The sequence below is a fragment of the Mycobacterium sp. NPDC004974 genome, assembly GCF_053600815.1.
Genome location: NZ_JBSGAQ010000012.1, coordinates 41,248 through 62,054, shown reverse-complemented (window position 1 = coordinate 62,054; position 20,807 = coordinate 41,248). Strand labels below are relative to the sequence as shown.

Sequence of the window (20,807 nt, the reverse complement as noted above, 5' to 3'; positions counted from 1 at the left end):
TTTGGTAAAAACGCGCGATACGGTAATCCGGATCGGCACCCGGGGTAGCCTGCTGGCGACCACGCAGGCCGGCACCATCAGGGACGCTATGCGGGCGGCCGGGCATGCCTGCGAGCTGGTGATCATCTCCACCGAGGGCGACCGCAACCAGGGCCCCATCGCCGACATCGGTGTCGGGGTCTTCACCGCGGCGCTCCGGGAGGCGATCCACGACGGCCGGGTGGACATGGCCGTGCACTCCTACAAAGATTTGCCCACCGCACGTGACGATCGGTTCGTGATCGCCGCCGTGCCGCGCCGTGAGGACCCCCGTGACGCGCTGGTGGCGCGTGACGGATTGGTGCTCGGCGAGTTGCCGGCGGGGTCCGTGATCGGCACATCGAGTGCGCGACGGGCCGCGCAGCTTAGAGCACTGGGTCTCGGTTTGGAAATCCGCCCCCTACGAGGCAACCTAGATACCAGGTTGAACAGGGTTACGAGCGGTGATCTCGACGCCATCGTGGTCGCCCGCGCGGGTCTTGCCCGTATCGGACGACTCGATGTAGTCACCGAGTCGCTCGAGCCGGTGCAGATGTTGCCAGCGCCGGCTCAAGGTGCGCTCGCGGTGGAGTGCCGCTCCGGCGACACCGAGCTGATTTCGGTGCTGTCGGAGTTGGACGACGCCGATACGCGCGCCGCGGTCACCGCCGAACGGATCCTGCTCGCCGAACTGGAGGCGGGCTGTTCCGCACCGGTTGGCGCGATCGCAGAAGTGGTCGAGTCGATCGATGAGGACGGCAATGTCTTCGAGGAGCTGTCGTTGCGCGGCTGCGTAGCGACGCTGGACGGATCCGACGTGATTCGTGCGTCCGGTATCGGAACTCCCGATCGGGCCGCCGACTTGGGTGTCTCGGTGGCCGCGGAGCTTTTCGAGCTGGGTGCACGCGAGCTGTTGGTAGAGCGCGGGAGTGAAGAATGACCATGCGAGGTCGCAAGGCGAAGCCCGGCCGCATCACATTTGTGGGCTCAGGCCCGGGAGATCCGGGGCTGCTGACGGCACGGGCACAAACCGTGCTGGCGCACGCCGAGTTGGTGTTCACCGATCCTGACGTACCCGAAGCCGTGTTGGCGCTGATCGGCACCGAGCTGCCGCCGGCGTCCGGCCCGGCCCCGGCTGCGCCGGCCAAGGCCGACGCTGCCGCCGGTGACACGGCCGACGCCGATGCCGCCGGAACATCCGACGCTGCACAGGCCGCGGTCATCGCGGGTGGACCCGAGGTCCGTCCGGCGCTCGGCGACCCCGCCGAGGTGGCCAAGACGCTGGTCGCCGAGGCTCGCCACGGCTACGACGTGGTGCGCCTGGTCGCGGGTGACCCGCTGTCAGTCGACGCCGTCATCACCGAGATCGGTGCACTGGCCAAGTCCCATGTGAACTTCGAGATCGTCCCCGGGTTGCCCGCCACCAGTGCGGTGCCCACCTACGCGGGCCTGCCGCTCGGTTCGTCGCACACCGTGGCCGATGTCCGCGGCGACGTGGACTGGGCGGCGTTGGCCGCCGCTCCCGGGCCGCTGATCCTGCACGCGACCGCGTCGCACCTGCCGGATGCCGCACGCACCCTGATCGAGCAGGGGCTGGTCGACAGCACCCCGGCGGTGGTGACCGCGAGCGGCACCACCTGTCAGCAGCGGTCGGTGGAGACCACGCTCGGTGGGCTGCTCGACAAGGCCACGCTGGAGAAGCCGGCCGGAAGCGAGCTGGTCGGACCTCTGGTGGGGCCGCTGGTCGTCACCATCGGCAAGACCGTGGCCAACCGGGCCAAGCTGAACTGGTGGGAGAGCCGCGCCCTGTACGGCTGGACCGTGCTGGTGCCGCGCACCAAGGATCAGGCCGGCGAGATGAGCGACCGGCTCGTGGGCCACGGCGCCCTGCCGATCGAGGTCCCGACCATCGCCGTCGAGCCCCCGCGCAGCCCCGCGCAGATGGAGCGCGCGGTCAAGGGTCTGGTCGACGGTCGGTTCCAGTGGGTGGTGTTCACCTCGACCAACGCCGTGCGCGCGGTCTGGGAGAAGTTCAACGAATTCGGCCTGGACGCACGGGCGTTCTCGGGTGTGAAGATCGCGTGCGTCGGACAGGCCACCGCCGACAAGGTGCGGGCGTTCGGCATCAACCCCGAGCTGGTGCCGTCGGGGGAGCAGTCCTCGCTCGGCCTGCTCGATGAGTTCCCGCCGTTCGACGAGGTTTTCGATCCGGTGAACCGCGTGCTGCTGCCGCGTGCCGACATCGCCACCGAGACGCTGGCCGAGGGCCTGCGCGAACGCGGCTGGGAGATCGAGGACGTCACCGCCTACCGCACCGTGCGTGCGGCTCCGCCGCCGGCGCAGACCCGCGAGATGATCAAGACCGGCGGTTTCGACGCGGTCTGCTTCACCTCGAGCTCGACGGTGCGCAACCTGGTCGGTATCGCCGGCAAGCCGCATGCCCGGACCATCGTGGCCTGCATCGGACCCAAGACCGCTGAAACCGCAGCAGAATTCGGCCTGCGGGTGGATGTGCAGCCCGAGTCGGCCGCGGTGGGACCGCTGGTCGATGCGCTCGCCGAGCATGCTGCCCGTCTGCGGGCAGAGGGGGCGCTGCCCCCGCCGCGCAAGAAGAGCCGCCGCAGGTAAACACCCGCCGAAACGGTATTCCAGCAGGGCCGCTCTCGAACTCTTCCTTCTGGAATACAGTTTCGCGGAGAAGCGCAGAAGGAGCTTGCCATGGTTTACCCGAGGCATCGTCCACGTCGGCTGCGGTCCACGCCGGCGATGCGTCGGCTCGTGGCCCAAACCTCTTTGGAGCCGCGCCATCTGGTGCTGCCGATGTTCGTCGCCGACGGTATTGACGCACCGCGCCCGATCTCCTCGATGCCGGGCGTGGTGCAACACACCAGGGATTCGTTACGCCAGGCGGCCGCTGACGCGGTGGCCGCGGGTGTGGGCGGGCTGATGCTGTTCGGCGTGCCCCGCGACGAGGACAAGGATCCGACCGGAGCCGTGGGCATCGACCCCGAAGGCATCCTCAACGTGGCGCTGCGTGATCTGGCCAAGGACCTCGGCGACGCCACGGTGCTGATGGCCGACACCTGCCTCGATGAGTTCACCGACCACGGGCACTGCGGCGTGCTGGATGCCGCGGGCCGGGTAGACAACGACGCAACCAACCTGCGCTACGTGGAACTTGCCGTGGCACAAGCGGAATCGGGTGCACATGTGCTCGGCCCCAGCGGCATGATGGACGGCCAGGTGGCCGCCATCCGTGACGGGCTGGATGCGGCCGGCCACACCGACGTCGCCATCCTGGCCTACGCGGCCAAGTTCGCCTCGGCGTTCTACGGCCCGTTCCGCGAAGCGGTGTCGTCCAGTCTGGTCGGGGATCGTCGTACCTACCAACAGGATGCGGGCAACATCCGGGAAGCCGTGCACGAGGTCGAGCTCGACATCGACGAGGGCGCCGACATGGTGATGGTCAAGCCCGCGATGAGCTACCTGGACGTGGTGCGCGCCGCTGCCGATATCTCGCCGGTACCCGTTGCGGCATATCAGATTTCGGGCGAGTACTCGATGATCTGTGCGGCCGCCGCCAATGGCTGGATCGATCTGGAGGCGGCGGCACTGGAGTCGCTGATCGGGATCCGGCGGGCCGGCGCCGACATCGTGCTGACCTATTGGGCGGCCGATGTGGCCGGCTGGCTTGCGTGACGGAACAGGTGACCGAGCAGCAGCAGGGCCCGACCGGCCGTCCCGAGGACGTCGACACCGGGTTCTGGTTGTGGACCGCCGCCCTGGTGCTCATGGTGGTGGGGTATCTGATCGACGCGCTCACCGGATCCGGCAGTGGTGTGCAGCGGTCGATGACCATCGTCTTCTCGGTGATGTTCCTGGTCGTGCTGTCCTCGATCGTGGTGACATTCCTGCTGTTGATGCGCCAGGGATATCGCTGGGCCCGCACCCTGCTGACCAGCGGCGGGATCGTCTCGGTCCTGCACGCGATCAGCAGCCTGCTGACCGGCGAACGCCAAGATGCGGCCGCGGTGGGCTACGCCGTGACCGCGATCGTCGGATCGGTGCTGATCGCGGGTGGGCTGTACCTGCTGCACCGCAAGGACGCCGACAGTTTCTTCACCCACTGATTGGCTACGCTTCCCGACAATGTCCTCATTACCAGCGTCGCGCCGCGCGACCATCGTGTTCAGTTGCTGGCTCGTCGGCGCGGTGCTGTTGATCGCCGGCGGGATGCTCGCAGTCTCGGCAAGCCCACCTGGCGGTAACGCGATGTTGTACCGCGGGATCGGAGCGCTCGTCGCGCTCGCCGGGCTCGGGATGGCTTTTCTGGCGGGCCGCAGCCGCTCCGATGATCCGCGCTACCGCCGCGCGGCGATCGCATTGTCGCTGGCTATCGTGGTCCTGGTGCTGTTGACCGGCCTCAACATTCTCGTGCTGGTCTCGCTGCTCCCGCTCATCGTGGGTACCGGGCTGAGCGTGCTGCCATTGCGGAGGGGTGACGATGGAGAGTGAACCGGTGAGCAAAGTTGCCTCCGAGGTGCTGTTCTACGAGCAGGGCGCCAGCTGGGCCTGGCTCCTGTTGGGGCCGTTCGCCGGTATCGGCATGGCGATTCTGCAGATGACCGGCGGATACGGCTACGACCTGTGGATTCCGATCCTGTTCCTGGTGCTGGTGTCGGGGTTCGTGGCCATCCAGATCAAGGCCGCGCGCATCCACACCTCGGTCGAGTTGACCGCCGACGCCCTGCGACAGGGCGCCGAGATCCTCAAGATCGACGAGATCGTGCTGATCTACCCCGAAGCCTCGGGCTCGGAGGCCCCGAAATGGCAGTCGGCCCGTGCCCTCGGGGAACTGTCCGGGATGCCACGGGGCCGCACCGGCATCGGGCTCAAGCTCACCGGCGCCCGTACCGCCCAGGCCTGGGCGCGCAAGCACCGGAAGCTGCGGGAAGCGCTGACGCCGCTGGTCGAGGAGCGCACTTCGTGAAGCGCCGGGCCGTGCTGGAGTTCATCGTGGCCGCCGTTGCGGCGGTGGGCTGTGTGTTGAGCTGGATCGCTGCGGCAACGACGATCGAGGTGGCGCCCGTGCTCGACGGTGAGCCGGCCACCACCGCGGTCAGCTATTCGGCACCACTGCTGGTGCTGGCACTGGTGCTCGCGGGTCTGGCGGGCGTGCTGACCGTGCTGGGCGTCGCCCGGTTGCGCCGCTGATCCCGTGACCGGCTGGCATCCCGTTTCGCGCGGTGAATCCGGTGCCGGTGTGTTCCGTAGTGCGGACGGTTCCAGATTCGCGAAGATGGTCGGCCCAGCGGCGGTGACCGATCTGGCAGCCGAGCGGGACCGGGTGTCGTGGGCGCACGATCACGGCGTGCCGGCACCGGCGGTGATCGACTGGGGCGCCACCGAGGACGGCGGTGCCTGCCTGGTCACCAGTGCCGTCGCCGGCGTCGGGGCCGATGGGCTCACGGAAGCGGAGCTTCGGTCGGTGTGGCCCGCCGTGGTGGAGGCAGTCCGCTCCTTGCACGGCATCGCCGTCGACGATTGTCCGTATCGGCGCGACCTCGACGACATGCTGTCGCGGGCCCGCTCCGTCGTCGCCGCGGGCGCGGTCAACCCCGAGTTTCTGCGCGACGAGGACCGGGACGTTCCGGCCGCCGAGTTGCTCATGCGCGTCGAACGCGAGGCCGACCTGCGTCGCCGCCAGGAGGCCGCCGATCTCGTGGTGTGCCACGGCGACCTGTGTCTGCCCAACATCCTGATCGACCCGGACCGGCTCACCGTCGAGGGATTCGTCGACCTCGGTCGCCTGGGTCTCGCCGACCGCCACGCTGATCTGGCGTTGCTGTCGGCGAACACCGCCGACACCTTTCCCGGATTCGCCGAGGACGCCGCGGCAGGTCTGGCCGCGGGCTATCCGGCGGCGATAGATGAGGACCGGCTGCGGTTCTACCTCGCGCTGGATCCGTTGACCTGGGGGTGAGAGCCCAAGGCGCGGTTCAGGAATCGAGCCAGGCCAGCTCGTCGGACAAGTGCGCGCGCCAGAAGTCCTGATCGTGGCCGCCGGGGTAGAAGCCGACGGCTGGGGTCTTGGGCAGTTGGTTGACGAACATTCGGGTCGCGGCGTAAAACCCGTCCCCGGTGCCGCAGTCGATGCGTAGCGGGATCGACCCCAGCGCCGGCAGCAGCCTCAGCGCTGAGTTCTGCTGCCAGTCTTCGAGGCTGTCGAAGGCGTCGGGCGGCGCGCCCCAGTACGTCAGGTACAGCGCCGGGCTGATTGCGCAGACCGCCGCGGTGCGCGCCGCGCCCAGTCTGGCACCCAACAGCATGGCGCCGTAGCCGCCCATCGACCAGCCCATGAAGGCCACTCGCGAGGTGTCGATGCCCTTGGTGGCTAGCATCGGGATCAGTTCGTTGAGCACCATCGCCCCGGAGTCCCCACCAGAGGCTCGACGGCGCCAGAACGAGTTGCCGCCGTCCACACTGACCACGGCGAACGGCGGTCGGCCTGCCGCGGTCAGCTGGGCCAGCGCTTCCGGGATGCCCAGGTTCATCACGCCGGCGGCATCGTTGTCCATCCCGTGCAGGGCGATCACCGGACGCAATGGGCCGTGCTGGCCCGGCGGACGGGCGATGATCCAGTTGGTTTCGACACCGCCGCGGGCCGCGGAGGTGAACGACCCCGAATCGCGGGTCGGCAACGGGGCGCCCGCGGAGGCCGTTTGGTTGGGGCTCGGAGACGCTCGGGGCGTAGCCGGACCGAGCAGGCTGCCCAGTGTCATCAGTCCCGCGGCACCGGCACCGGTGACGCCTAGGCGCAGCGCGTCGCGGCGGGTCAGCGAGGTCACCTGCGCATCATTCCAACTATGGGTCTCAGCGCGGGCCACGGTCCGGCAACAGCGCGATAACGCCTCCCACCTCGTCGGTGACCCCGGTCACAGACCTGTTGGTACAAAGTGCGAAATCTGTAACACTGTGTCCATGACCGAATTGGCCGAGCAGCCTCAGCAGACCGACGCCCTGTCCCTGGGGCCGCAATCGCTGGTCTGGAAGTACTTCGGCGACAACCGGATGTACCTGATCGGGCCGCGGCCCGCCGTCCTGCAGAACATGCTGGCCGAGCTCGGCCAGGGGGTGCTGGACCATTCGGTGTTCTTCTCCGACACCGCCGCCCGCGTCAAGCGGTCGTTGCCTCCGATCTACATGACCGTCTACGGCACCGATGATGACAACCGTGGACAGCAGGTGCGCGACTACCACCGCGACATCAAGGGTGAGATGCCTGACGGCGCGCGCTATCACGCCCTGGACCCCGAGACGTACTTCTGGGCGCACGCCACCTTCGTCGAGCAGGTGCTGTATTTCGCCGATACCTTCGTCAAGCGGCTCAGCGACGCCGAGAAGGAACAGATCTACCTGGAGTCCAAGACCTGGTACCGCCGCTACGGCGTCAGCGACCGCGCGATGCCGGCCACCTACGCTGAGTTCGGGCAGTACTGGGACCGGATGATGAACGAGATCGTCGTCGCCCACAAGACTGCGCAGTACGGCATCGGGTACGTCACCAAGGGATTCCCGCGGCCCAAGGCGGTGTCGCCGCTGGCCTGGAAGCTGGCCGCGCCGGTGTTCAATCCGGTAGCCGCGTTCATTACGACCGGCGGTATGCCGCCACGTGCCCGTGACCTGCTGAACCTGCCGTGGAGTGACCGTCAGGAACGCAACTACCAGCGGTTCGCGGCGTTCTGGCGGTCCCGCCCGGTGAACTGGGTGTGGGACCATCTACCGATGAGCGTGCGCTACAACAAATTTGCGCAAAAGGGCTATGCCCAGGCCTGATTCGTCGCCCGCGGCGGTGGCTGATTCGGTGACTGGGATCCTGGACGCGGCGCTCGTCGAGTTCGAGCGGCACGGTCTACGCCGGGTCGCGCTCGACGACGTCGCGCGCCGGGCCGGGGTCAGCCGCACCACGATCTACCGCAGGTTCGCCAACCGCGACGAGCTGGTCGCGGCGGTGATCGAACGGGAGAACGTCGCGTTGTTCTCCGATATCGCCAACGAGTTGAAAAATGCTGGACCGCAATCGAATTACTACGTCGAGGCGTTCACGCTGTCGATCCTGAAGTTCCGTCGTCACCATGTGCTAAACCAGATGATCGCCGATGAACCGGCCTTGGTGATGGAGATGCTGCACACCCACTACGGCGCGGCGATCGAGCGGATGGCCGCGGCGCTCAAGGTGATCTTCCCGGCCGGCTTCGCCGAACGGATAGGGGAGCAGACGGTCAACGACCTGGCCGACACCATCCTGCGTTACGCGGGGATGGTGCTCCTGCTGCCCAGCGTCGAACCTCTCGACACCCCCGAGGATCTCCGGGCCTTCGCCACCCGGCATTTCCTGCCCAGCCTGCCGGCCTCGCTTCGCACAGTCTCGGCCTGACCCGATCCGGCGCCCGGCGTGCCGAAGTGTTTGGCAGCTCACGCTTTCGGGCAGCCATAGGTATGAGCACCGAGAAGCCGCCCGTCACGGCCAAGCACCACAGAGAAGCCGAACGCGTCCTGAACTCCTATGACGACGAGCGCCCGACCGTCACGCTGCCAGGCAGTCATGGCACGGTATCCGGCACCGCCGTCAACGACTGGCTCGACGACGACGGCAACCCCATCTACGGTGAGGCGGACCGCGAGCAGTAACCGCGAACCTGCGCCGGTGAGGGGGGTCCCTTGCCTAATGTGGCTGACGTGACCCCGCTGGACCGGATTGCCCCTGCCTTCGTGACGATGGCCCACGAGATCGTGTGGGCTTCGGTGGCCACCGTCGACGCCGACGGTCAACCCCGAAGCCGCATCCTGCACCCGATCTGGGAATGGGACGGAACCGACCTGTTCGGCTGGGTCGCCACCGTTCCCAGTCCGGTGAAGCGGGCGCATCTGGCGGTGCACCCGCACGTCTCGGTGAGTTACTGGACCACCAATCACGACACCTGCGCCGCCGATTGCCTGGTGGAGTGGTACACCGACGACGAGACCTGCACACAGGTGTGGGACCGCTTCGCCAATGGCCCCGCGCCGGTGGGGTACGACCCGTACGTCATCCCGCAGTGGAGCGACGGGCCGACGTCGGATCAGTTCGCGGCCTTGCGGCTGACCCCGTACCGGTTGCGGGTGATGCCGGGCACGGTCATGACAGCGGGGTCCGGTGAGGTGCTCACCTGGCGGGCGTGAAGCCTGAATTGCCCACTACCGGGTGCAGCGGCGATCGCCGCGGCTGCTCGGTGCTGTGACCGGTATGCCATGACACAACGGCATCGGCGACATCGGGGACATCGTCGTCGGTGTCGATCGCCGCATATGAGGCCGAGTGGCCGGGCAGTCCGTTGACCGCGCATTCGTAACCGACCCGGTGCGCCAGATTGCGGGTCCAACGGGTGGCGGACGCACGCCGGCTCGGAGGCAGCCGGCGTGCGTCGCCGATCAACAGGGCCCGTCGCGCGCCCACGGTGAGTGCGGCGGTGGTCGCCATCTCACACGCTTCGCTCGCGCACGCGCGCAACCGCCTGCGCGAAGCGCAGTTCTGGCGCCCGCCGAACCGGGAATGCATGAAATGCCCGTCGAAAATGGCGATCACCGATTCGATCGACTCGATCTCAGCTGCACTCAATGGCAGCGCTGCCGAATCGGTTGCGCGCCAGCGTGTCCGGATCGGCACCCGGGTACACGGCGGATGCGCATGTTTGGTCACGATGTCGTCGCGCCCCAGGGCCGCGGCAATCGACCCGGACAGGTCGGTCAGCCAACCGAGCACCAGTACCTGCGGGCCGGCGGCTTCTCGATCCGCCACAGCAATTCCACCCGCCATTCTCCATATTGGCCGGAAATTGTCATGCTTCGGCCGACCATTATTTCGCAAATTGATCCACGCTGATCAATAAATTGGACGAGCGATTAACGCGCGGATTTCGATGTTCAATGAAAAGGCGATAATTCGATGCGAATCAATTTCTGCCGACCCGGTGTGTGGTGCGTTCAGTCGGTGCGTGGATGCCGAAAAATCGTAAGAAGCCGCAGCTCAAAGGCTATGCGCGGTCCGGCCGCTTCCTCTTGGGAATGGTCTCCCCGGCCTCGGCGGCCTTGTCTCGCTTCGCTGCCCGCCGTTCCTTGATGGACATTGCCGCCGGTTTCTTGGGCGCGCGACTGTGGGATTTATCAGCCATCGTTGCTCCTTTACTCGCAAACAATCACTGAGCCCGACCATACATCAGAAAAAAATAAAAGCCAGTCGGCGTTTTTCGGCGTTGACGCGTACGGCGCTCCGTCCGGCGGAGTCTGGCGGGCCTGTGGTCGGCGGTGGGTTGGGCGTGTTGCTCGCCGGGTGTCCAGGACGAAATGGGCGAATGCTACTAGCGAGTAGCTGTGAGAATTCTTTACGCTACCGTAAGTAGCTATATTGTCGAAAGTGCAGATAGTGGCGATTGATTCACGTTGCTAAATGTTGCGGGTGCAAACGGCCTCCGCTCCACCTCGGCAAAAACTGCAACACGTTACAACCCGTCGAGTACGTTTCCTCGTCGTTGGCTGCGTGCGGTGCGTCGGGCCCCGTCCGGAATGTCAACTCGGACGAAGGGGATTACATGCACGCAGGTGTTCGGCCCTATCTCACTGCCGGAATCGCGCTTGTCGGAGCCGGTGTCATCGCCACGGCACCCGTCAACCCGCCACCGCAGATCCATTCGGGCAGTGTCGAACTCGTGGCCGCGGTGGAGAATCCGGTCGAGGTGTTCGCCCCGGTCCTCGAGTTCTCGCAGGAAGTCATCGCCGGACTCATCGCCGCTGAACTCAGTGACCCGGCCCCGATTCTCAATCAGCTCCTGATGAACCAGCTCGCCACCGTCAACACGACGGGAGCGATTGTGGTCGACGGCATCAAGACCGCCGTGGACGTCGTTACCGGGCTACCCGCCGGTCTCTCAGCGGCGGCCGACGCGATCGTGCACGGTAACCCCGGGCAGGCACCCATCGAGATCCTCAATGCAGTCGGAACGCCGGTCATCCAGTATGTGATTCGGTCGGTCCCGTCGGTGGAGTACCTGCTGCAACGCCCGCTGGCCGTCGCCCAGGCCTTGGTCCCCGTGCTGGTGGAGAGTGCGATCTCGATACCGATCTACCTCGGGATCGGCTATGTGAAGCCGCTCATCGACCAGGCGGTCTATTCGATAGGTGAGGTGCTGAAAGCGGCGGCCACGCTTGACCCGGGCGCCACCATCAACGCGTTCCAGCACGGGGTGAAAGACGTCGCCATGCGCACGATCGATCTGGCCAACGCCACTGCGGCGGTTGGTCACGACACCCGGCAGGCGATCAAGACCGCCCTCCAAACCCAGCCCGTGACACCGAATCTCGCACTGGAGCGTAGGGCTGAAGCCGGTCCTGCCACCGGTACAGGTGACGATCAGGACGTCGCACCCGCTGCCCGGGTGGCGGCAACGGTCAACACCTCGGATTCGACCACGCATGCCCGTCCCGCGCTGCGCTCGATCTTCGGCAAGGGCAACAAGGTTCGGCCCGGGCAGACCGTGGCGAGCCTCGGTGACACGGATACGGACAGCGCAGGTGCACCGGCGGAGGGCAAGCCCGAATCTCCGGCGGCGACGTCAGTGAAATCCTTTGTGAAGAAGGTGAAGTCGGGTCTGAACAAACCTGCCAAGGCTTCCGGAGGGAACGAGTCCTCGGGCGACGCAGACGGCGGCCAGGAGTAGTCGCATGCCGGGTGTGGTTTGGGCGGACGTCGCTCACCACACCCGGCTGGTCGCGAGCTCCCGGCGGTTACGCCGGGCGGTGCCTGGCCCTCGGGGCGGGATGGTCGTGACCGAGGTGCAGTCCTGGAGTCAGCATCGCCACCCGGTGCCGGTAGTCGCGGTACTGATCGCCCATCTTGACCACCATGTCGTGCTCCTCGAGCTGGATCGCGACCAGGATGTAGGCGGTGCTGACGGCCGCGAACAGCAGATGCCCCGCCGTCATCGTCGGGGTGGCCCAGAAGGCCACGATGAATCCGGCCATGATCGGGTGCCGGATCACCCGGTAGAACATCACCGTGCGGAACCCCAGTTCGTCATAGGGTCGGCCGCGCCAGTTCAGCCACACCTGGCGGAGCCCGAACAGGTCGAAGTGGTTGATCATGAACGTCGAGGCAAACACGGTTGCCCAGCCGGCCCAGAACAGCGCCCACAGAATCACCCGTCCCGCAGTGGATTCCACGTTCCACACGACCGCGGGCATGGTGCGCCACTGCCAGTACAGCAGGAACAGCGCCAGGCTGGCCAACAGTACGTAGGTGCTGCGCTCGATGACTTGCGGGACGATCCGCGTCCACCGGTCTTTGAACCAGGGCCGGGCCATCACGCTGTGCTGAATGGCGAACACCGCGAGCAGTAGCAGGTTGACGAGCACGGCCTCACTGGTCGGTGCGGCGATACCGGCATCGACCGTGCGCGGCACCACGAAATTGCCGACGAACGCGATCGCGTAGAGGAAGGCCGCGAGGAACGCCAGATAGCTTGCGACCCCGTAACCGATGATGAGTAGGCGCTTCATGGTGACCTCCTGCCACCGATGGGACAGATGCCGCGCCCTGCCGCAGATCGCAGCAGTGACTTATCTACGGTAGACCTTGAATCCCCAGGTGAACAGGGGTTTGTGGGTTTGCTGAATCAGCCGGTTCCGGACCGTTTCGGATCCAGCAGGCCGTGTCGGTCCGCCTCTGACAATCCGCCCCACACCCCGAACGGTTCGCCGATGGCCAGCGCGTGTGTGCGGCATTGCGCCAGTACCGGACAATCCCGGCACAGCGCTTTGGCCCGTTGCTCACGATTCAATCGAGCGCGCCCGCGTTCACCCTCGGGGGAGAAGAAAACCGAAGCGTCCATGCCTCGACACCTCGCGTGCAGTTGCCAGTGCCATCCGTCCGCGTCGTCATGTGCCATGGACACCATCCCAGCGGCTTCGGTGCTCGCTTCTCGGGTTGTTCACGACTTCTTTACGGGTGCAACGAGATTCTGCACGGGCTGTTGGCGCGCATGATCTTCAGGTCCTGTAAGGATTCGAGCGTCGGCCATCAAGAAACCGTTGAGATCGATGACGGGTGCCCCGGGGCCCGGGTAGACCGGCAGGTATGCGAGACAAGACACCGACTGAGTTGCCCGCCCCCGCCGTTGCCCCGATTCCACCCGGGCGGGCAAGGCGCAATCCGCGATGAGCGAGATGTTCCAGATCATCGCGTTGATGGCGGTGCCCGTCGCGACGATGCTCGGCCTACGCCGCGTGGTGATCTGTCAGAACCGTCGACTGGATTCGCAGGCGTCTCCGGTTCCGCGGGTGACCACTACACCTTTTTGAGCAGCACGGCCTGTTCGAAGGGCAGACGCGCGAACGGGCGACGCATCGCACCGGTCACATGCTCGGCGGCTTCGGCCTTGGATACCACCCGCGGCCCGCTGACCTCGATGGTCTTACCGTGGCGCCGGATCCGTGCGTGACCCGCTGAGGTGATGTTCTTCAGCCAGTCCCGATCCGGACCGTAGGTCAGCATGATGGCCACGCCGTCGTCGGTACTGAAGACGCTCAAAGGGGTCCGGTAGGTCTTGCCGGATTTCCGGCCGACGTGCTCGAGGATCCCGAACGTCGGCGCCCAGCCTGCCCACAGGCGCTGGATGGGGTTGGTCACATGGCGGTTGAACCTGGCCAGCGATTGCGGAAGTTGCATGCCCGATTCAATCGCAGTCGTGACGGCGGTCACAACCTACTACGGTCGGATTTTGTCCGAACGCCTGAGCAACAGCGTGTGCTCGACGCCTGCGCGCGCCATCAGTTGGCGCCACGGCGCCTTCAGCCGTGGCAGCGCCTCGGCAGTGGGCACGATTCGCGGTTGATCGACGGCGAAGGTCCGCCCTTCGAACTTCACCCGGCCACCGCCCGCGCGTTGCAGGTTTTTCACCCAATCCCGTTGTCGCCCATAGGGCAGTAGCACGGCCACCCCATCGGCGGTGCTGAATGCGGTCACCGGCGTGCGATAGGTGGTACCGCTGCGTCGCCCGGTGTGCTCGACGATCGACCAGATCGGTAGGTAACCCGACACGGGGCGGAAGATCCGGTTGGTGACGCGTCGATTGAACCGAGCGCGGCGTTCTGAGAATCGGACCATCGTGTCATCTTGCCGGGCCTCGTTGTTCATGAGCATGTCCACCTCTGGCGCGCCGGGCGATATGTGCCGAGACTGGAGCCATGGCCTACCTCAAGCCCCCTTGGTTTGTCCGGAAGGTGTTCAACCGGATCGCGATGGCGACCGGCGTGGGACACAGCGAGACCCTGACCGTGACCACCCGGGTCAGCAAACAGCCGCAGCAGATTCCCGTTGTGGTTCCCGAGGTCGACGGCGTCAAGTATCTGGTCTCGACCCGTGGTGAATCGGAATGGGTGCGCAATATCCGAGCCAACCCGCGCGTAACGCTGGGCAAGTCCAGCTACCTGGCGGCGGAGGTTTCGGTGGATCAGCGGGCGCCGATCATCGCGGCCTACCGCCCGCTGGCCGGCAAGGTGGTGGAGGGCTACTTCCGTGACCTGCCCGACGACGCCGATCATCCGGTGTTCGCGCTGACGCCGGCCGGGTGACCGCGCCCACTACACCCTGTAGTTGACGCATTTGCACCGGCTGGGACACTGGTGGCCATGCGTGTGGACAATCCACAGACCCAGCGATCGGCCCAGCTGTTCGCCGATGCCTGCGCCGTCATCCCCGGTGGAGTGAACTCCCCGGTGCGTGCCTTCAGCTCGGTCGGCGGCACCCCCAGGTTCATCACCTCGGCCAAGGGCTACTGGCTGACCGATGCCGATGACAACCGGTACGTCGACCTGGTCTGTTCGTGGGGCCCGATGCTGCTGGGTCACGCTCACCCGGCGGTGGTGGAGGCCGTGCAGAAGGCGGTGGTCAACGGGCTGAGCTTCGGCGCCCCGACTCCGTCGGAGACCGAGCTCGCCGCCGAGATCATCGACCGGGTCGCCCCCGTCGAGCGGCTGCGTCTGGTCAACTCCGGCACCGAGGCCACGATGAGCGCCATCCGGCTGGCCCGCGGGTACACCGGACGCGCCAAGATCATCAAGTTCTCCGGCTGCTACCACGGCCACAGTGATGCGTTGCTGGCCGACGCCGGTTCGGGCGTCGCGACCCTGGGTCTGCCGTCCTCGCCCGGTGTCACCGGCGCGGCGGCGGCCGACACCATCGTGCTGCCGTACAACAACGTCGCCGCGGTGGAAGAGATCTTCGGCCGGTTCGGTGACGAGATCGCTTGTGTCATCAGTGAAGCCAGCCCCGGCAACATGGGCACGGTGGCTCCGCTGCCCGGGTTCAACGCGGCGTTGCGCCGGATCACCGCGGCTCACGGTGCCCTGCTGATCCTCGACGAGGTGATGACGGGATTCCGGGTGAGCCGGGCCGGCTGGTACGGACTCGACCCCGTCGACGCCGACCTGTTCACCTTCGGAAAGGTGATGAGCGGTGGCCTGCCGGCCGCGGCGTTCGGCGGCAGTGCCGAGGTGATGGGGCGGCTCGCCCCGCTCGGGCCGGTCTACCAGGCCGGGACCCTGTCCGGTAACCCGGTGGCGATGGCCGCCGGGCTGGCCACGCTGCGCAACGCCGACGACGCCGCCTACGCCCGGTTGGATGCCAACGCCGACCGGTTGGCCGGCCTGCTGACCGGTGCTCTCACCGACGCCGGGGTGGTCCACCGCGTGCAGCGCGCGGGCAACATGCTCAGCGTGTTCTTCACCGACGAGCAGGTCGACGACTTCGCCGCGGCCAAGGCCACCGAGACCTGGCGGTTCCCGCCGTTCTTCCATGCGCTGTTGGAGTCCGGGGTGTACCCGCCCTGCAGTGCGTTCGAAACCTGGTTCGTCTCAGCGGCTTTGGATGACGAGGCGTTCTCTCGCATCGCCGACGCGCTGCCCGGTGCGGCCCGCGCCGCCGCGGAGGCCCGCCCGTGACGACCAGAACCACGGTGCACGTGATGCGTCACGGCGAGGTGTTCAATCCGGAGAAGGTGCTCTACGGCCGGCTGCCCGGCTACCACCTGTCCGACCGCGGGCGGGCCCAGGCGCAGGCCGCCGCCGATTGGCTGGCCGGCCGGGACATCGTCTACGTGGTGGCCTCACCGCTGGAGCGGGCGCAGGAGACGGCCACGCCGATCGCTGAGAGTCACAGGCTGCCGATCGCCACGGACGGCGAGCTGATCGAGTCGTGGAACACGTTCGAGGGGGAGCGGGTGGCCCCCGGCGACGGTGCCCTGCGCGACCCGAGGAACTGGCTCCGGCTGCGTAATCCGATGAAACCGTCGTGGGGTGAGCCCTACGACGAGATCGCGCCCCGGATGATGGCGGCCATGCACCGGGCCCGGGAGAAGGCGGCCGGGCACGAGGCGGTGTGCGTCAGCCACCAGCTTCCGGTCGAGACGCTGCGCCGGGCGATGACCGGACGCAAGCTCGCCCACCTGCCGTTGCCGCACAGCCGGCTGTGCAATCTGTCCTCGATCACGTCGTTCACGTTCGACGACGACGAGCTGATCCGATGGGGCTACACGGAGCCCTGGGGAATCTGAATGAGGTCGTTGGTCGCCCGGGTGAGTGCGGCGGTGCTGGCAGGGCTGGTGCTGCTCACCGCATGTTCGACGGGTGACGACGCGGTGGCCCAGGGTGGCACCTTCGAGTTCGTCGCCCCCGGCGGCAAGACCGACATCTTCTACGATCCACCTGAAAAGCGCGGCACCCCAGGCGAACTGAGCGGGCCCGAACTCACCGACCCGACCAAGACCATCTCGCTGGAGGATTTCGCCGGCAAGGTCGTGGTGATCAACGTGTGGGGCCAGTGGTGTGGGCCGTGCCGGGCCGAGATCGGTCAGTTGCAAAAGGTGTACGAGCAGACTCGCGACAAGGGCGTGGCTTTCCTCGGCATCGACGTACGGGACAACAACCGCGATGCCGCAGTCGATTTCGTCACCGACCGCAAGGTCACCTTCCCGTCCATCTACGACCCGGCGATGCGCACGATGATCGCGTTCGGCGGTAAGTACCCGACGACGGTGATCCCGTCGACCGTGGTGCTGGACCGTCAGCACCGGGTGGCCGCGGTATTCCTGCGCGAGCTGCTGGCCGAGGATCTGCAGCCGCTCGTGGAGCGGTTGGCGGCCGAACCGGGACCGCAGAAATGACCGGGTTCGCCGAGATCGCCGCGGCCGGACCGGTGCTGCTGGCGCTGGGGATCAGCGTGCTGGCCGGGCTGGTGTCGTTCGCTTCACCGTGTGTGGTGCCGCTGGTGCCCGGCTACCTGTCCTATCTGGCCGCGGTGGTCGGGGTCCAGGAGGACCCGGCGGCCACCGGGGCCGGGGTGACGAAGCAGGCCACCAGGGCTGCGCGGCTGCGGGTGGCCGGCGCGGCCGGGCTGTTCGTCGCGGGTTTCACCGTGGTGTTCCTGCTCGGCGCGGTGGCGGTGCTCGGGATGACCACCACGCTGATCGTCAATCAGGTTCTGCTGCAACGCATCGGCGGTGTGGTGACGATCGTGATGGGCCTGGTGTTCGTCGGCTTCATCCCGGCGCTGCAACGTCAGGCCCGGTTCGCGCCGCGGCAGTGGTCCACGATGGCCGGCGCCCCGCTGCTGGGCGCGGTGTTCGCGCTGGGCTGGACCCCGTGCCTCGGTCCGACGCTGACCGGGGTGATCGCGGTGGCCTCGGCCACCGACGGCGCCACCGTGGCCCGCGGAGTGGTGCTGGTGCTGGCCTACTGCTTCGGTCTGGGCATCCCGTTCGTACTGCTGGCCCTGGGTTCGGCGCGAGCGGTGACCGGCCTGGGCTGGTTGCGCCGGCACACCCGGACCATCCAGATCTTCGGCGGGGTCCTGCTGATCCTGGTGGGCACCGCACTCGTGACAGGTCTGTGGAATGAGTTCGTGTCGTGGGTGCGTGACGCCTTCGTCAGTGATGTGAGGCTGCCGATATGACCGACGCCGAAACCCGGCGCCCTGGAGTGTTCTCCCGATTGTTCGCGTTGATTCGGAACACGTGGCGGACCCTGACGTCGATGGGCACCGCGCTGGTGCTGCTGTTCCTGCTGGCGCTCGGCGCGATCCCCGGCGCGCTGCTACCGCAGCGCAGCCTCAACGAATCCAAGGTCGACGAGTACCTGGCCGCCCATCCCACGCTGGGACCGTGGCTCGACCGGCTGCAGGCCTTCGACGTGTTCTCCAGCTTCTGGTTCACCGCCATCTACGTGTTGCTGTTCATCTCCCTGGTGGGTTGCCTGACCCCCCGGATGATCGAGCATTTCCGCAGTCTGCGCGCGATGCCGGTGCCCGCGCCGCGCAACCTGGGTCGGCTGCCCAAACACCACATCGAGCACGTCAACGCCGAGCCTGCCGAGGTCACCGACACCGTGACCCGACGGCTCAAGGGCTGGCGCACCGTCACCCGCGAGACCGACGCCGGCACCGAAATTTCGGCGGAGAAGGGCTACCTGCGCGAGTTCGGCAACATCGTCTTCCACTTCTCACTGCTCGGGCTGCTCGCCGCGGTGGCGATGGGCAAGCTGTTCGGCTACGAGGGCAACGTCATTGTCATCGCCGACGGCGGCCCCGGGTTCTGCACCGCCTCACCGGCCGCCTTCGACTCCTTCCGGGCCGGCAACACCGTCGACGGCACCTCCCTCGATCCGATCTGCCTGCGGGTAAACGGCTTCGACGCGCACTATCTGCCCACCGGGCAGGCGTTGTCGTTCGCCGCCAACATCGACTATCAGGCCGGAGACCACCTGGTCAGCGACACCTGGCAGCCCTACCGCCTCGAGGTGAACCACCCGCTGCGGATCGGTGGAAACCGGATCTACCTGCAGGGGCACGGGTACGCGCCGTCGTTCACGGTGACCTTCCCCGACGGTCAGCAACGCAGCCAGACCATCCAGTGGCGGCCCGAGGAACAGATGACGTTGCTGTCCTCCGGGGTCGTGCGCATCGATCCGCCGGCGGGTACCTATCCGGATCCCGACGAGCGTCGCAAGCACCAGATCGCGATCCAGGGCCTGTTCGCGCCCACGAAGGAACTTGAGGGCACGCTGTTGTCATCGAGTTTCCCGGCGCTGAACGACCCGGCGGTGGCCATCGACATCTACCGGGGTGACACCGGCCTGGACACCGGCCGGCCGCAATCGTTGTTCTCGCTCGATCCCCGGTTGATCGAGCGCAAGCAGCTGAACAAGGTGGCCCGGGTCAACCTGGTGAAAGGCCAGGACACCCGGCTCGATGACGGCACCAAGGTCCGGTTCGACGGCGCGGTCCCGTTCGTCAACCTGCAGGTCTCGCACGACCCGGCCCAGGTCTGGGTGCTGGTGTTCGCGATGTCGATGATGGCCGGGTTGCTGGTGTCGTTGGTGGTGCGCCGGCGCCGGATCTGGGTTCGGATCCAGCCCGCTACTGCGGGTACGGTGAACGTCGAGCTGGGCGGGCTGGCCCGTACCGACAACTCCGGTTGGGGCGATGAGTTCGAGAAGCTGACCGCGCGGCTGTTGGAGGGGTACGACGACGTGCCGGCGGTAGAAGAGAAGGCGGAGCAGTGAATACCGAGCACATCGACATCGGACTGGCCAGGTACTCCGACTGGGCGTTCACGTCGTCGGTGGTGGTTCTGGTCGGCGCGCTGATCCTGCTCGCCGTCGAACTCGCCTACAGCCGCGGCCGTCGGGTCGAAAATCGTGAGCTGGTCGGCGCCACCGTCGGCGCCGACAGCGTCACCCCCGGCGTCGTCGCCGAGGAACCCCGGCGCCCATTCGACGAGCGGGTCGGCCAGACCGGCCTGGCGCTGACCTACGTCGGCATCGGCATGCTGTTCATCTGCATCGTGTTGCGCGGCCTGGCCACCTCGCGGGTGCCCTGGGGCAACATGTACGAGTTCATCAACCTGACCAGCTTCTGCGGCCTGATCGCGGGCGCGGTCGTGTTGCGCAAGCCGCAGTACCGCGCGCTGTGGGTGTTCGTGCTGGTTCCGGTGCTGATCCTGTTGACGGTGTCCGGGCGCTGGCTGTACTCCAACGCCGCGCCTGTGATGCCCGCGCTGCAGTCCTACTGGCTGCCCATCCACGTGTCGGTGGTCAGTCTCGGCTCCGGGGTGTTCCTGGTGGCCGGTGTGGCCAGCATCCTGTTCCTGCTCAAAATGTCGCCGCTGGCCGACCGCGACAATGCGTTCGGGCGGATCATGCAGCGCGTACCCGACGCGCAGACCCTGGACCGGATTGCCTACCGCACCACGATCTTCGCGTTCCCGATCTTCGGCTTCGGCGTGATCTTCGGCGCCATCTGGGCCGAGGAGGCCTGGGGCCGGTACTGGGGCTGGGACCCCAAGGAGACGGTGTCGTTCATCGCGTGGGTGGTGTACGCGGCGTACCTGCATGCGCGTTCGACCGCGGGTTGGCGGGACCGCAAGGCGGCCTGGATCAACGTCGTGGGCTTCGTCGCGATGGTGTTCAACCTGTTCTTCATCAACCTGGTGACCGTTGGCCTGCATTCGTACGCGGGGGTTGGCTAGACACCGCCAGATTGGTGAGATGACCGTGCGCCCTGAGGTTGTGGCGCGGCTGCGGTCCGGTCGGGAGTGTTTGGAAAAGAGGGGATTTCGTGTCCGAACCAGTGTCTGAGCCGTCCGAAACGCAGGAGCCTGCCCCGCAGGACAACAGCGAACCGTCAACGGACGCCCCAGCCGACC

The 20,807-nt window shown here is 66.9% G+C and carries 28 protein-coding genes; 21 read left to right on the top strand and 7 right to left on the bottom strand.

The window, feature by feature from the left end; translation table 11 throughout:
• The first annotated feature begins 1 nt into the window (after nucleotide 1).
• The 8 genes from hemC to ACWEFV_RS23715 all read left to right on the top strand — a co-directional run bounded on the left by hemC (nucleotide 2) and on the right by ACWEFV_RS23715 (nucleotide 6,001).
• Nucleotides 2-958: a hydroxymethylbilane synthase gene (gene hemC / locus ACWEFV_RS23750; RefSeq protein ID WP_135458458.1), complete on the top strand. Its 957-nt coding sequence runs from the start codon at nucleotides 2-4 to the stop codon at nucleotides 956-958.
• Nucleotides 955-2,646 carry a bifunctional uroporphyrinogen-III C-methyltransferase/uroporphyrinogen-III synthase gene (locus ACWEFV_RS23745; RefSeq protein ID WP_135458456.1) on the top strand — a complete coding sequence of 564 codons (1,692 nt, stop codon included), beginning with the start codon at nucleotides 955-957 and terminating at the stop codon, nucleotides 2,644-2,646. Before hemC ends, ACWEFV_RS23745 begins: the two co-directional genes overlap by 4 nt.
• 90 nt (nucleotides 2,647-2,736) lie before the next feature.
• On the top strand, nucleotides 2,737-3,717 hold the full coding sequence (hemB, locus tag ACWEFV_RS23740) for a porphobilinogen synthase (protein ID WP_135458454.1): 981 nt from the start codon (nucleotides 2,737-2,739) through the stop codon (nucleotides 3,715-3,717).
• Nucleotides 3,714-4,148, top strand: coding sequence for a hypothetical protein (locus ACWEFV_RS23735; RefSeq protein ID WP_450071980.1), 435 nt, complete (start codon nucleotides 3,714-3,716; stop codon nucleotides 4,146-4,148). Before hemB ends, ACWEFV_RS23735 begins: the two co-directional genes overlap by 4 nt.
• Before the next feature lie 19 nt (nucleotides 4,149-4,167).
• A complete protein-coding gene (locus ACWEFV_RS23730; RefSeq protein ID WP_135458450.1) occupies nucleotides 4,168-4,533 on the top strand; it encodes a hypothetical protein in 366 nt (121 codons plus the stop codon).
• Nucleotides 4,523-5,008, top strand: a complete 486-nt coding sequence (locus tag ACWEFV_RS23725; RefSeq protein WP_135458447.1) for a DUF3093 domain-containing protein — start codon at nucleotides 4,523-4,525, stop codon at nucleotides 5,006-5,008. The genes ACWEFV_RS23730 and ACWEFV_RS23725 overlap by 11 nt, the downstream gene beginning before the upstream one ends.
• Nucleotides 5,005-5,232: a hypothetical protein gene (locus tag ACWEFV_RS23720; protein WP_450071979.1), complete on the top strand. Its 228-nt coding sequence runs from the start codon at nucleotides 5,005-5,007 to the stop codon at nucleotides 5,230-5,232. The genes ACWEFV_RS23725 and ACWEFV_RS23720 overlap by 4 nt, the downstream gene beginning before the upstream one ends.
• A 4-nt stretch (nucleotides 5,233-5,236) precedes the next feature.
• Nucleotides 5,237-6,001, top strand: coding sequence for an APH(3'') family aminoglycoside O-phosphotransferase (locus tag ACWEFV_RS23715; RefSeq protein ID WP_450071978.1), 765 nt, complete (start codon nucleotides 5,237-5,239; stop codon nucleotides 5,999-6,001).
• A 16-nt stretch (nucleotides 6,002-6,017) separates the two neighbouring features.
• Here the strand turns inward: ACWEFV_RS23715 and ACWEFV_RS23710 are convergent, their stop codons facing one another.
• Nucleotides 6,018-6,866 carry an alpha/beta hydrolase gene (locus ACWEFV_RS23710; RefSeq protein ID WP_135458443.1) on the bottom strand — a complete coding sequence of 283 codons (849 nt, stop codon included), beginning with the start codon at nucleotides 6,864-6,866 and terminating at the stop codon, nucleotides 6,018-6,020.
• A 133-nt stretch (nucleotides 6,867-6,999) separates the two neighbouring features.
• On the opposite strand from ACWEFV_RS23710, the gene ACWEFV_RS23705 reads away from it, so the two are divergent.
• From ACWEFV_RS23705 to ACWEFV_RS23690, 4 genes are all read left to right on the top strand, one after another.
• Nucleotides 7,000-7,854 carry an oxygenase MpaB family protein gene (locus ACWEFV_RS23705; protein WP_450071977.1) on the top strand — a complete coding sequence of 285 codons (855 nt, stop codon included), beginning with the start codon at nucleotides 7,000-7,002 and terminating at the stop codon, nucleotides 7,852-7,854.
• Nucleotides 7,841-8,455 carry a TetR/AcrR family transcriptional regulator gene (locus ACWEFV_RS23700; protein WP_450071976.1) on the top strand — a complete coding sequence of 205 codons (615 nt, stop codon included), beginning with the start codon at nucleotides 7,841-7,843 and terminating at the stop codon, nucleotides 8,453-8,455. The genes ACWEFV_RS23705 and ACWEFV_RS23700 overlap by 14 nt, the downstream gene beginning before the upstream one ends.
• A 62-nt stretch (nucleotides 8,456-8,517) precedes the next feature.
• Nucleotides 8,518-8,709 (top strand): hypothetical protein, encoded by a 192-nt coding sequence (locus tag ACWEFV_RS23695; RefSeq protein WP_135458437.1) that lies wholly within the window; start codon nucleotides 8,518-8,520, stop codon nucleotides 8,707-8,709.
• A gap of 48 nt (nucleotides 8,710-8,757) precedes the next feature.
• The gene (locus ACWEFV_RS23690; protein WP_135458435.1) at nucleotides 8,758-9,240 is read left to right on the top strand and encodes a pyridoxamine 5'-phosphate oxidase family protein; all 483 of its coding nucleotides are present in this window, start codon (nucleotides 8,758-8,760) and stop codon (nucleotides 9,238-9,240) included.
• Here ACWEFV_RS23690 and ACWEFV_RS23685 read toward each other — a convergent pair.
• Together ACWEFV_RS23685 and ACWEFV_RS23680 are read right to left on the bottom strand one after the other, a co-directional pair.
• Nucleotides 9,224-9,856: a hypothetical protein gene (locus ACWEFV_RS23685; protein ID WP_450071975.1), complete on the bottom strand. Its 633-nt coding sequence runs from the start codon at nucleotides 9,854-9,856 to the stop codon at nucleotides 9,224-9,226. The genes ACWEFV_RS23690 and ACWEFV_RS23685 overlap by 17 nt on opposite strands.
• Before the next feature lie 235 nt (nucleotides 9,857-10,091).
• Nucleotides 10,092-10,229 carry a hypothetical protein gene (locus tag ACWEFV_RS23680; protein WP_167857987.1) on the bottom strand — a complete coding sequence of 46 codons (138 nt, stop codon included), beginning with the start codon at nucleotides 10,227-10,229 and terminating at the stop codon, nucleotides 10,092-10,094.
• 417 nt (nucleotides 10,230-10,646) lie between these two features.
• Here ACWEFV_RS23680 and ACWEFV_RS23675 point away from each other — a divergent pair, with 417 nt between their 5' ends.
• The gene (locus ACWEFV_RS23675) at nucleotides 10,647-11,771 is read left to right on the top strand and encodes a hypothetical protein (protein WP_450071974.1); all 1,125 of its coding nucleotides are present in this window, start codon (nucleotides 10,647-10,649) and stop codon (nucleotides 11,769-11,771) included.
• Between the two features lie 67 nt (nucleotides 11,772-11,838).
• On the opposite strand, the gene mddA is transcribed toward ACWEFV_RS23675, so the two are convergent.
• Nucleotides 11,839-12,609 (bottom strand): methanethiol S-methyltransferase, encoded by a 771-nt coding sequence (gene mddA, locus ACWEFV_RS23670; RefSeq protein WP_135458430.1) that lies wholly within the window; start codon nucleotides 12,607-12,609, stop codon nucleotides 11,839-11,841.
• A 116-nt stretch (nucleotides 12,610-12,725) separates the two neighbouring features.
• Nucleotides 12,726-13,007, bottom strand: coding sequence for a WhiB family transcriptional regulator (locus ACWEFV_RS23665; protein ID WP_450071973.1), 282 nt, complete (start codon nucleotides 13,005-13,007; stop codon nucleotides 12,726-12,728).
• 259 nt (nucleotides 13,008-13,266) lie between these two features.
• On the opposite strand from ACWEFV_RS23665, the gene ACWEFV_RS23660 reads away from it, so the two are divergent.
• On the top strand, nucleotides 13,267-13,410 hold the full coding sequence (locus ACWEFV_RS23660; protein ID WP_167857986.1) for a hypothetical protein: 144 nt from the start codon (nucleotides 13,267-13,269) through the stop codon (nucleotides 13,408-13,410).
• Here ACWEFV_RS23660 and ACWEFV_RS23655 read toward each other — a convergent pair.
• Complete coding sequence (locus tag ACWEFV_RS23655; protein ID WP_090424844.1) at nucleotides 13,397-13,777, bottom strand: nitroreductase family deazaflavin-dependent oxidoreductase; 381 nt, start codon at nucleotides 13,775-13,777, stop codon at nucleotides 13,397-13,399. The two genes, ACWEFV_RS23660 and ACWEFV_RS23655, sit on opposite strands and share 14 nt — an antisense overlap.
• 39 nt (nucleotides 13,778-13,816) lie before the next feature.
• Complete coding sequence (locus ACWEFV_RS23650; protein WP_135458426.1) at nucleotides 13,817-14,215, bottom strand: nitroreductase family deazaflavin-dependent oxidoreductase; 399 nt, start codon at nucleotides 14,213-14,215, stop codon at nucleotides 13,817-13,819.
• 80 nt (nucleotides 14,216-14,295) lie between these two features.
• Between ACWEFV_RS23650 and ACWEFV_RS23645 the strand changes: the two genes are divergently transcribed.
• The 7 genes from ACWEFV_RS23645 to ccsB all read left to right on the top strand — a co-directional run bounded on the left by ACWEFV_RS23645 (nucleotide 14,296) and on the right by ccsB (nucleotide 20,630).
• Nucleotides 14,296-14,682: a nitroreductase/quinone reductase family protein gene (locus ACWEFV_RS23645; protein WP_135458424.1), complete on the top strand. Its 387-nt coding sequence runs from the start codon at nucleotides 14,296-14,298 to the stop codon at nucleotides 14,680-14,682.
• A 57-nt stretch (nucleotides 14,683-14,739) separates the two neighbouring features.
• The gene (hemL, locus tag ACWEFV_RS23640; RefSeq protein WP_450071972.1) at nucleotides 14,740-16,050 is read left to right on the top strand and encodes a glutamate-1-semialdehyde 2,1-aminomutase; all 1,311 of its coding nucleotides are present in this window, start codon (nucleotides 14,740-14,742) and stop codon (nucleotides 16,048-16,050) included.
• A gap of 23 nt (nucleotides 16,051-16,073) precedes the next feature.
• A complete protein-coding gene (locus tag ACWEFV_RS23635; protein ID WP_450072082.1) occupies nucleotides 16,074-16,661 on the top strand; it encodes a histidine phosphatase family protein in 588 nt (195 codons plus the stop codon).
• The gene (locus ACWEFV_RS23630) at nucleotides 16,662-17,270 is read left to right on the top strand and encodes a TlpA disulfide reductase family protein (protein ID WP_450071971.1); all 609 of its coding nucleotides are present in this window, start codon (nucleotides 16,662-16,664) and stop codon (nucleotides 17,268-17,270) included.
• Nucleotides 17,267-18,058, top strand: a complete 792-nt coding sequence (locus ACWEFV_RS23625) for a cytochrome c biogenesis CcdA family protein (protein WP_450071970.1) — start codon at nucleotides 17,267-17,269, stop codon at nucleotides 18,056-18,058. Before ACWEFV_RS23630 ends, ACWEFV_RS23625 begins: the two co-directional genes overlap by 4 nt.
• A gap of 80 nt (nucleotides 18,059-18,138) precedes the next feature.
• Nucleotides 18,139-19,665 carry a cytochrome c biogenesis protein ResB gene (locus tag ACWEFV_RS23620; protein WP_450072081.1) on the top strand — a complete coding sequence of 509 codons (1,527 nt, stop codon included), beginning with the start codon at nucleotides 18,139-18,141 and terminating at the stop codon, nucleotides 19,663-19,665.
• Nucleotides 19,662-20,630: a c-type cytochrome biogenesis protein CcsB gene (gene ccsB, locus ACWEFV_RS23615; RefSeq protein WP_135458413.1), complete on the top strand. Its 969-nt coding sequence runs from the start codon at nucleotides 19,662-19,664 to the stop codon at nucleotides 20,628-20,630. Before ACWEFV_RS23620 ends, ccsB begins: the two co-directional genes overlap by 4 nt.
• Nucleotides 20,631-20,807: the final 177 nt, after the last annotated feature.

Bases quoted from the DNA above. Each gene is read 5' to 3' on its own strand.
- ACWEFV_RS23745 (WP_135458456.1), top strand. From the start codon at position 955: ATGACCATGCGAGGTCGCAAGGCGAAGCCCGGCCGCATCACATTTGTG.
- hemB (WP_135458454.1), top strand. From the start codon at position 2,737: ATGGTTTACCCGAGGCATCGTCCACGTCGGCTGCGGTCCACGCCGGCG.
- ACWEFV_RS23730 (WP_135458450.1), top strand. From the start codon at position 4,168: ATGTCCTCATTACCAGCGTCGCGCCGCGCGACCATCGTGTTCAGTTGC.
- ACWEFV_RS23725 (WP_135458447.1), top strand. From the start codon at position 4,523: ATGGAGAGTGAACCGGTGAGCAAAGTTGCCTCCGAGGTGCTGTTCTAC.
- ACWEFV_RS23705 (WP_450071977.1), top strand. From the start codon at position 7,000: ATGACCGAATTGGCCGAGCAGCCTCAGCAGACCGACGCCCTGTCCCTG.
- ACWEFV_RS23700 (WP_450071976.1), top strand. From the start codon at position 7,841: ATGCCCAGGCCTGATTCGTCGCCCGCGGCGGTGGCTGATTCGGTGACT.
- ACWEFV_RS23695 (WP_135458437.1), top strand. From the start codon at position 8,518: ATGAGCACCGAGAAGCCGCCCGTCACGGCCAAGCACCACAGAGAAGCC.
- ACWEFV_RS23680 (WP_167857987.1), bottom strand. From the start codon at position 10,229: ATGGCTGATAAATCCCACAGTCGCGCGCCCAAGAAACCGGCGGCAATG.
- ACWEFV_RS23675 (WP_450071974.1), top strand. From the start codon at position 10,647: ATGCACGCAGGTGTTCGGCCCTATCTCACTGCCGGAATCGCGCTTGTC.
- mddA (WP_135458430.1), bottom strand. From the start codon at position 12,609: ATGAAGCGCCTACTCATCATCGGTTACGGGGTCGCAAGCTATCTGGCG.
- ACWEFV_RS23665 (WP_450071973.1), bottom strand. From the start codon at position 13,007: ATGGTGTCCATGGCACATGACGACGCGGACGGATGGCACTGGCAACTG.
- ACWEFV_RS23660 (WP_167857986.1), top strand. From the start codon at position 13,267: ATGAGCGAGATGTTCCAGATCATCGCGTTGATGGCGGTGCCCGTCGCG.
- ACWEFV_RS23655 (WP_090424844.1), bottom strand. From the start codon at position 13,777: ATGCAACTTCCGCAATCGCTGGCCAGGTTCAACCGCCATGTGACCAAC.
- ACWEFV_RS23650 (WP_135458426.1), bottom strand. From the start codon at position 14,215: ATGGTCCGATTCTCAGAACGCCGCGCTCGGTTCAATCGACGCGTCACC.
- ACWEFV_RS23645 (WP_135458424.1), top strand. From the start codon at position 14,296: ATGGCCTACCTCAAGCCCCCTTGGTTTGTCCGGAAGGTGTTCAACCGG.
- hemL (WP_450071972.1), top strand. From the start codon at position 14,740: ATGCGTGTGGACAATCCACAGACCCAGCGATCGGCCCAGCTGTTCGCC.
- ACWEFV_RS23635 (WP_450072082.1), top strand. From the start codon at position 16,074: ATGCGTCACGGCGAGGTGTTCAATCCGGAGAAGGTGCTCTACGGCCGG.
- ACWEFV_RS23630 (WP_450071971.1), top strand. From the start codon at position 16,662: ATGAGGTCGTTGGTCGCCCGGGTGAGTGCGGCGGTGCTGGCAGGGCTG.
- ACWEFV_RS23625 (WP_450071970.1), top strand. From the start codon at position 17,267: ATGACCGGGTTCGCCGAGATCGCCGCGGCCGGACCGGTGCTGCTGGCG.
- ACWEFV_RS23620 (WP_450072081.1), top strand. From the start codon at position 18,139: ATGGGCACCGCGCTGGTGCTGCTGTTCCTGCTGGCGCTCGGCGCGATC.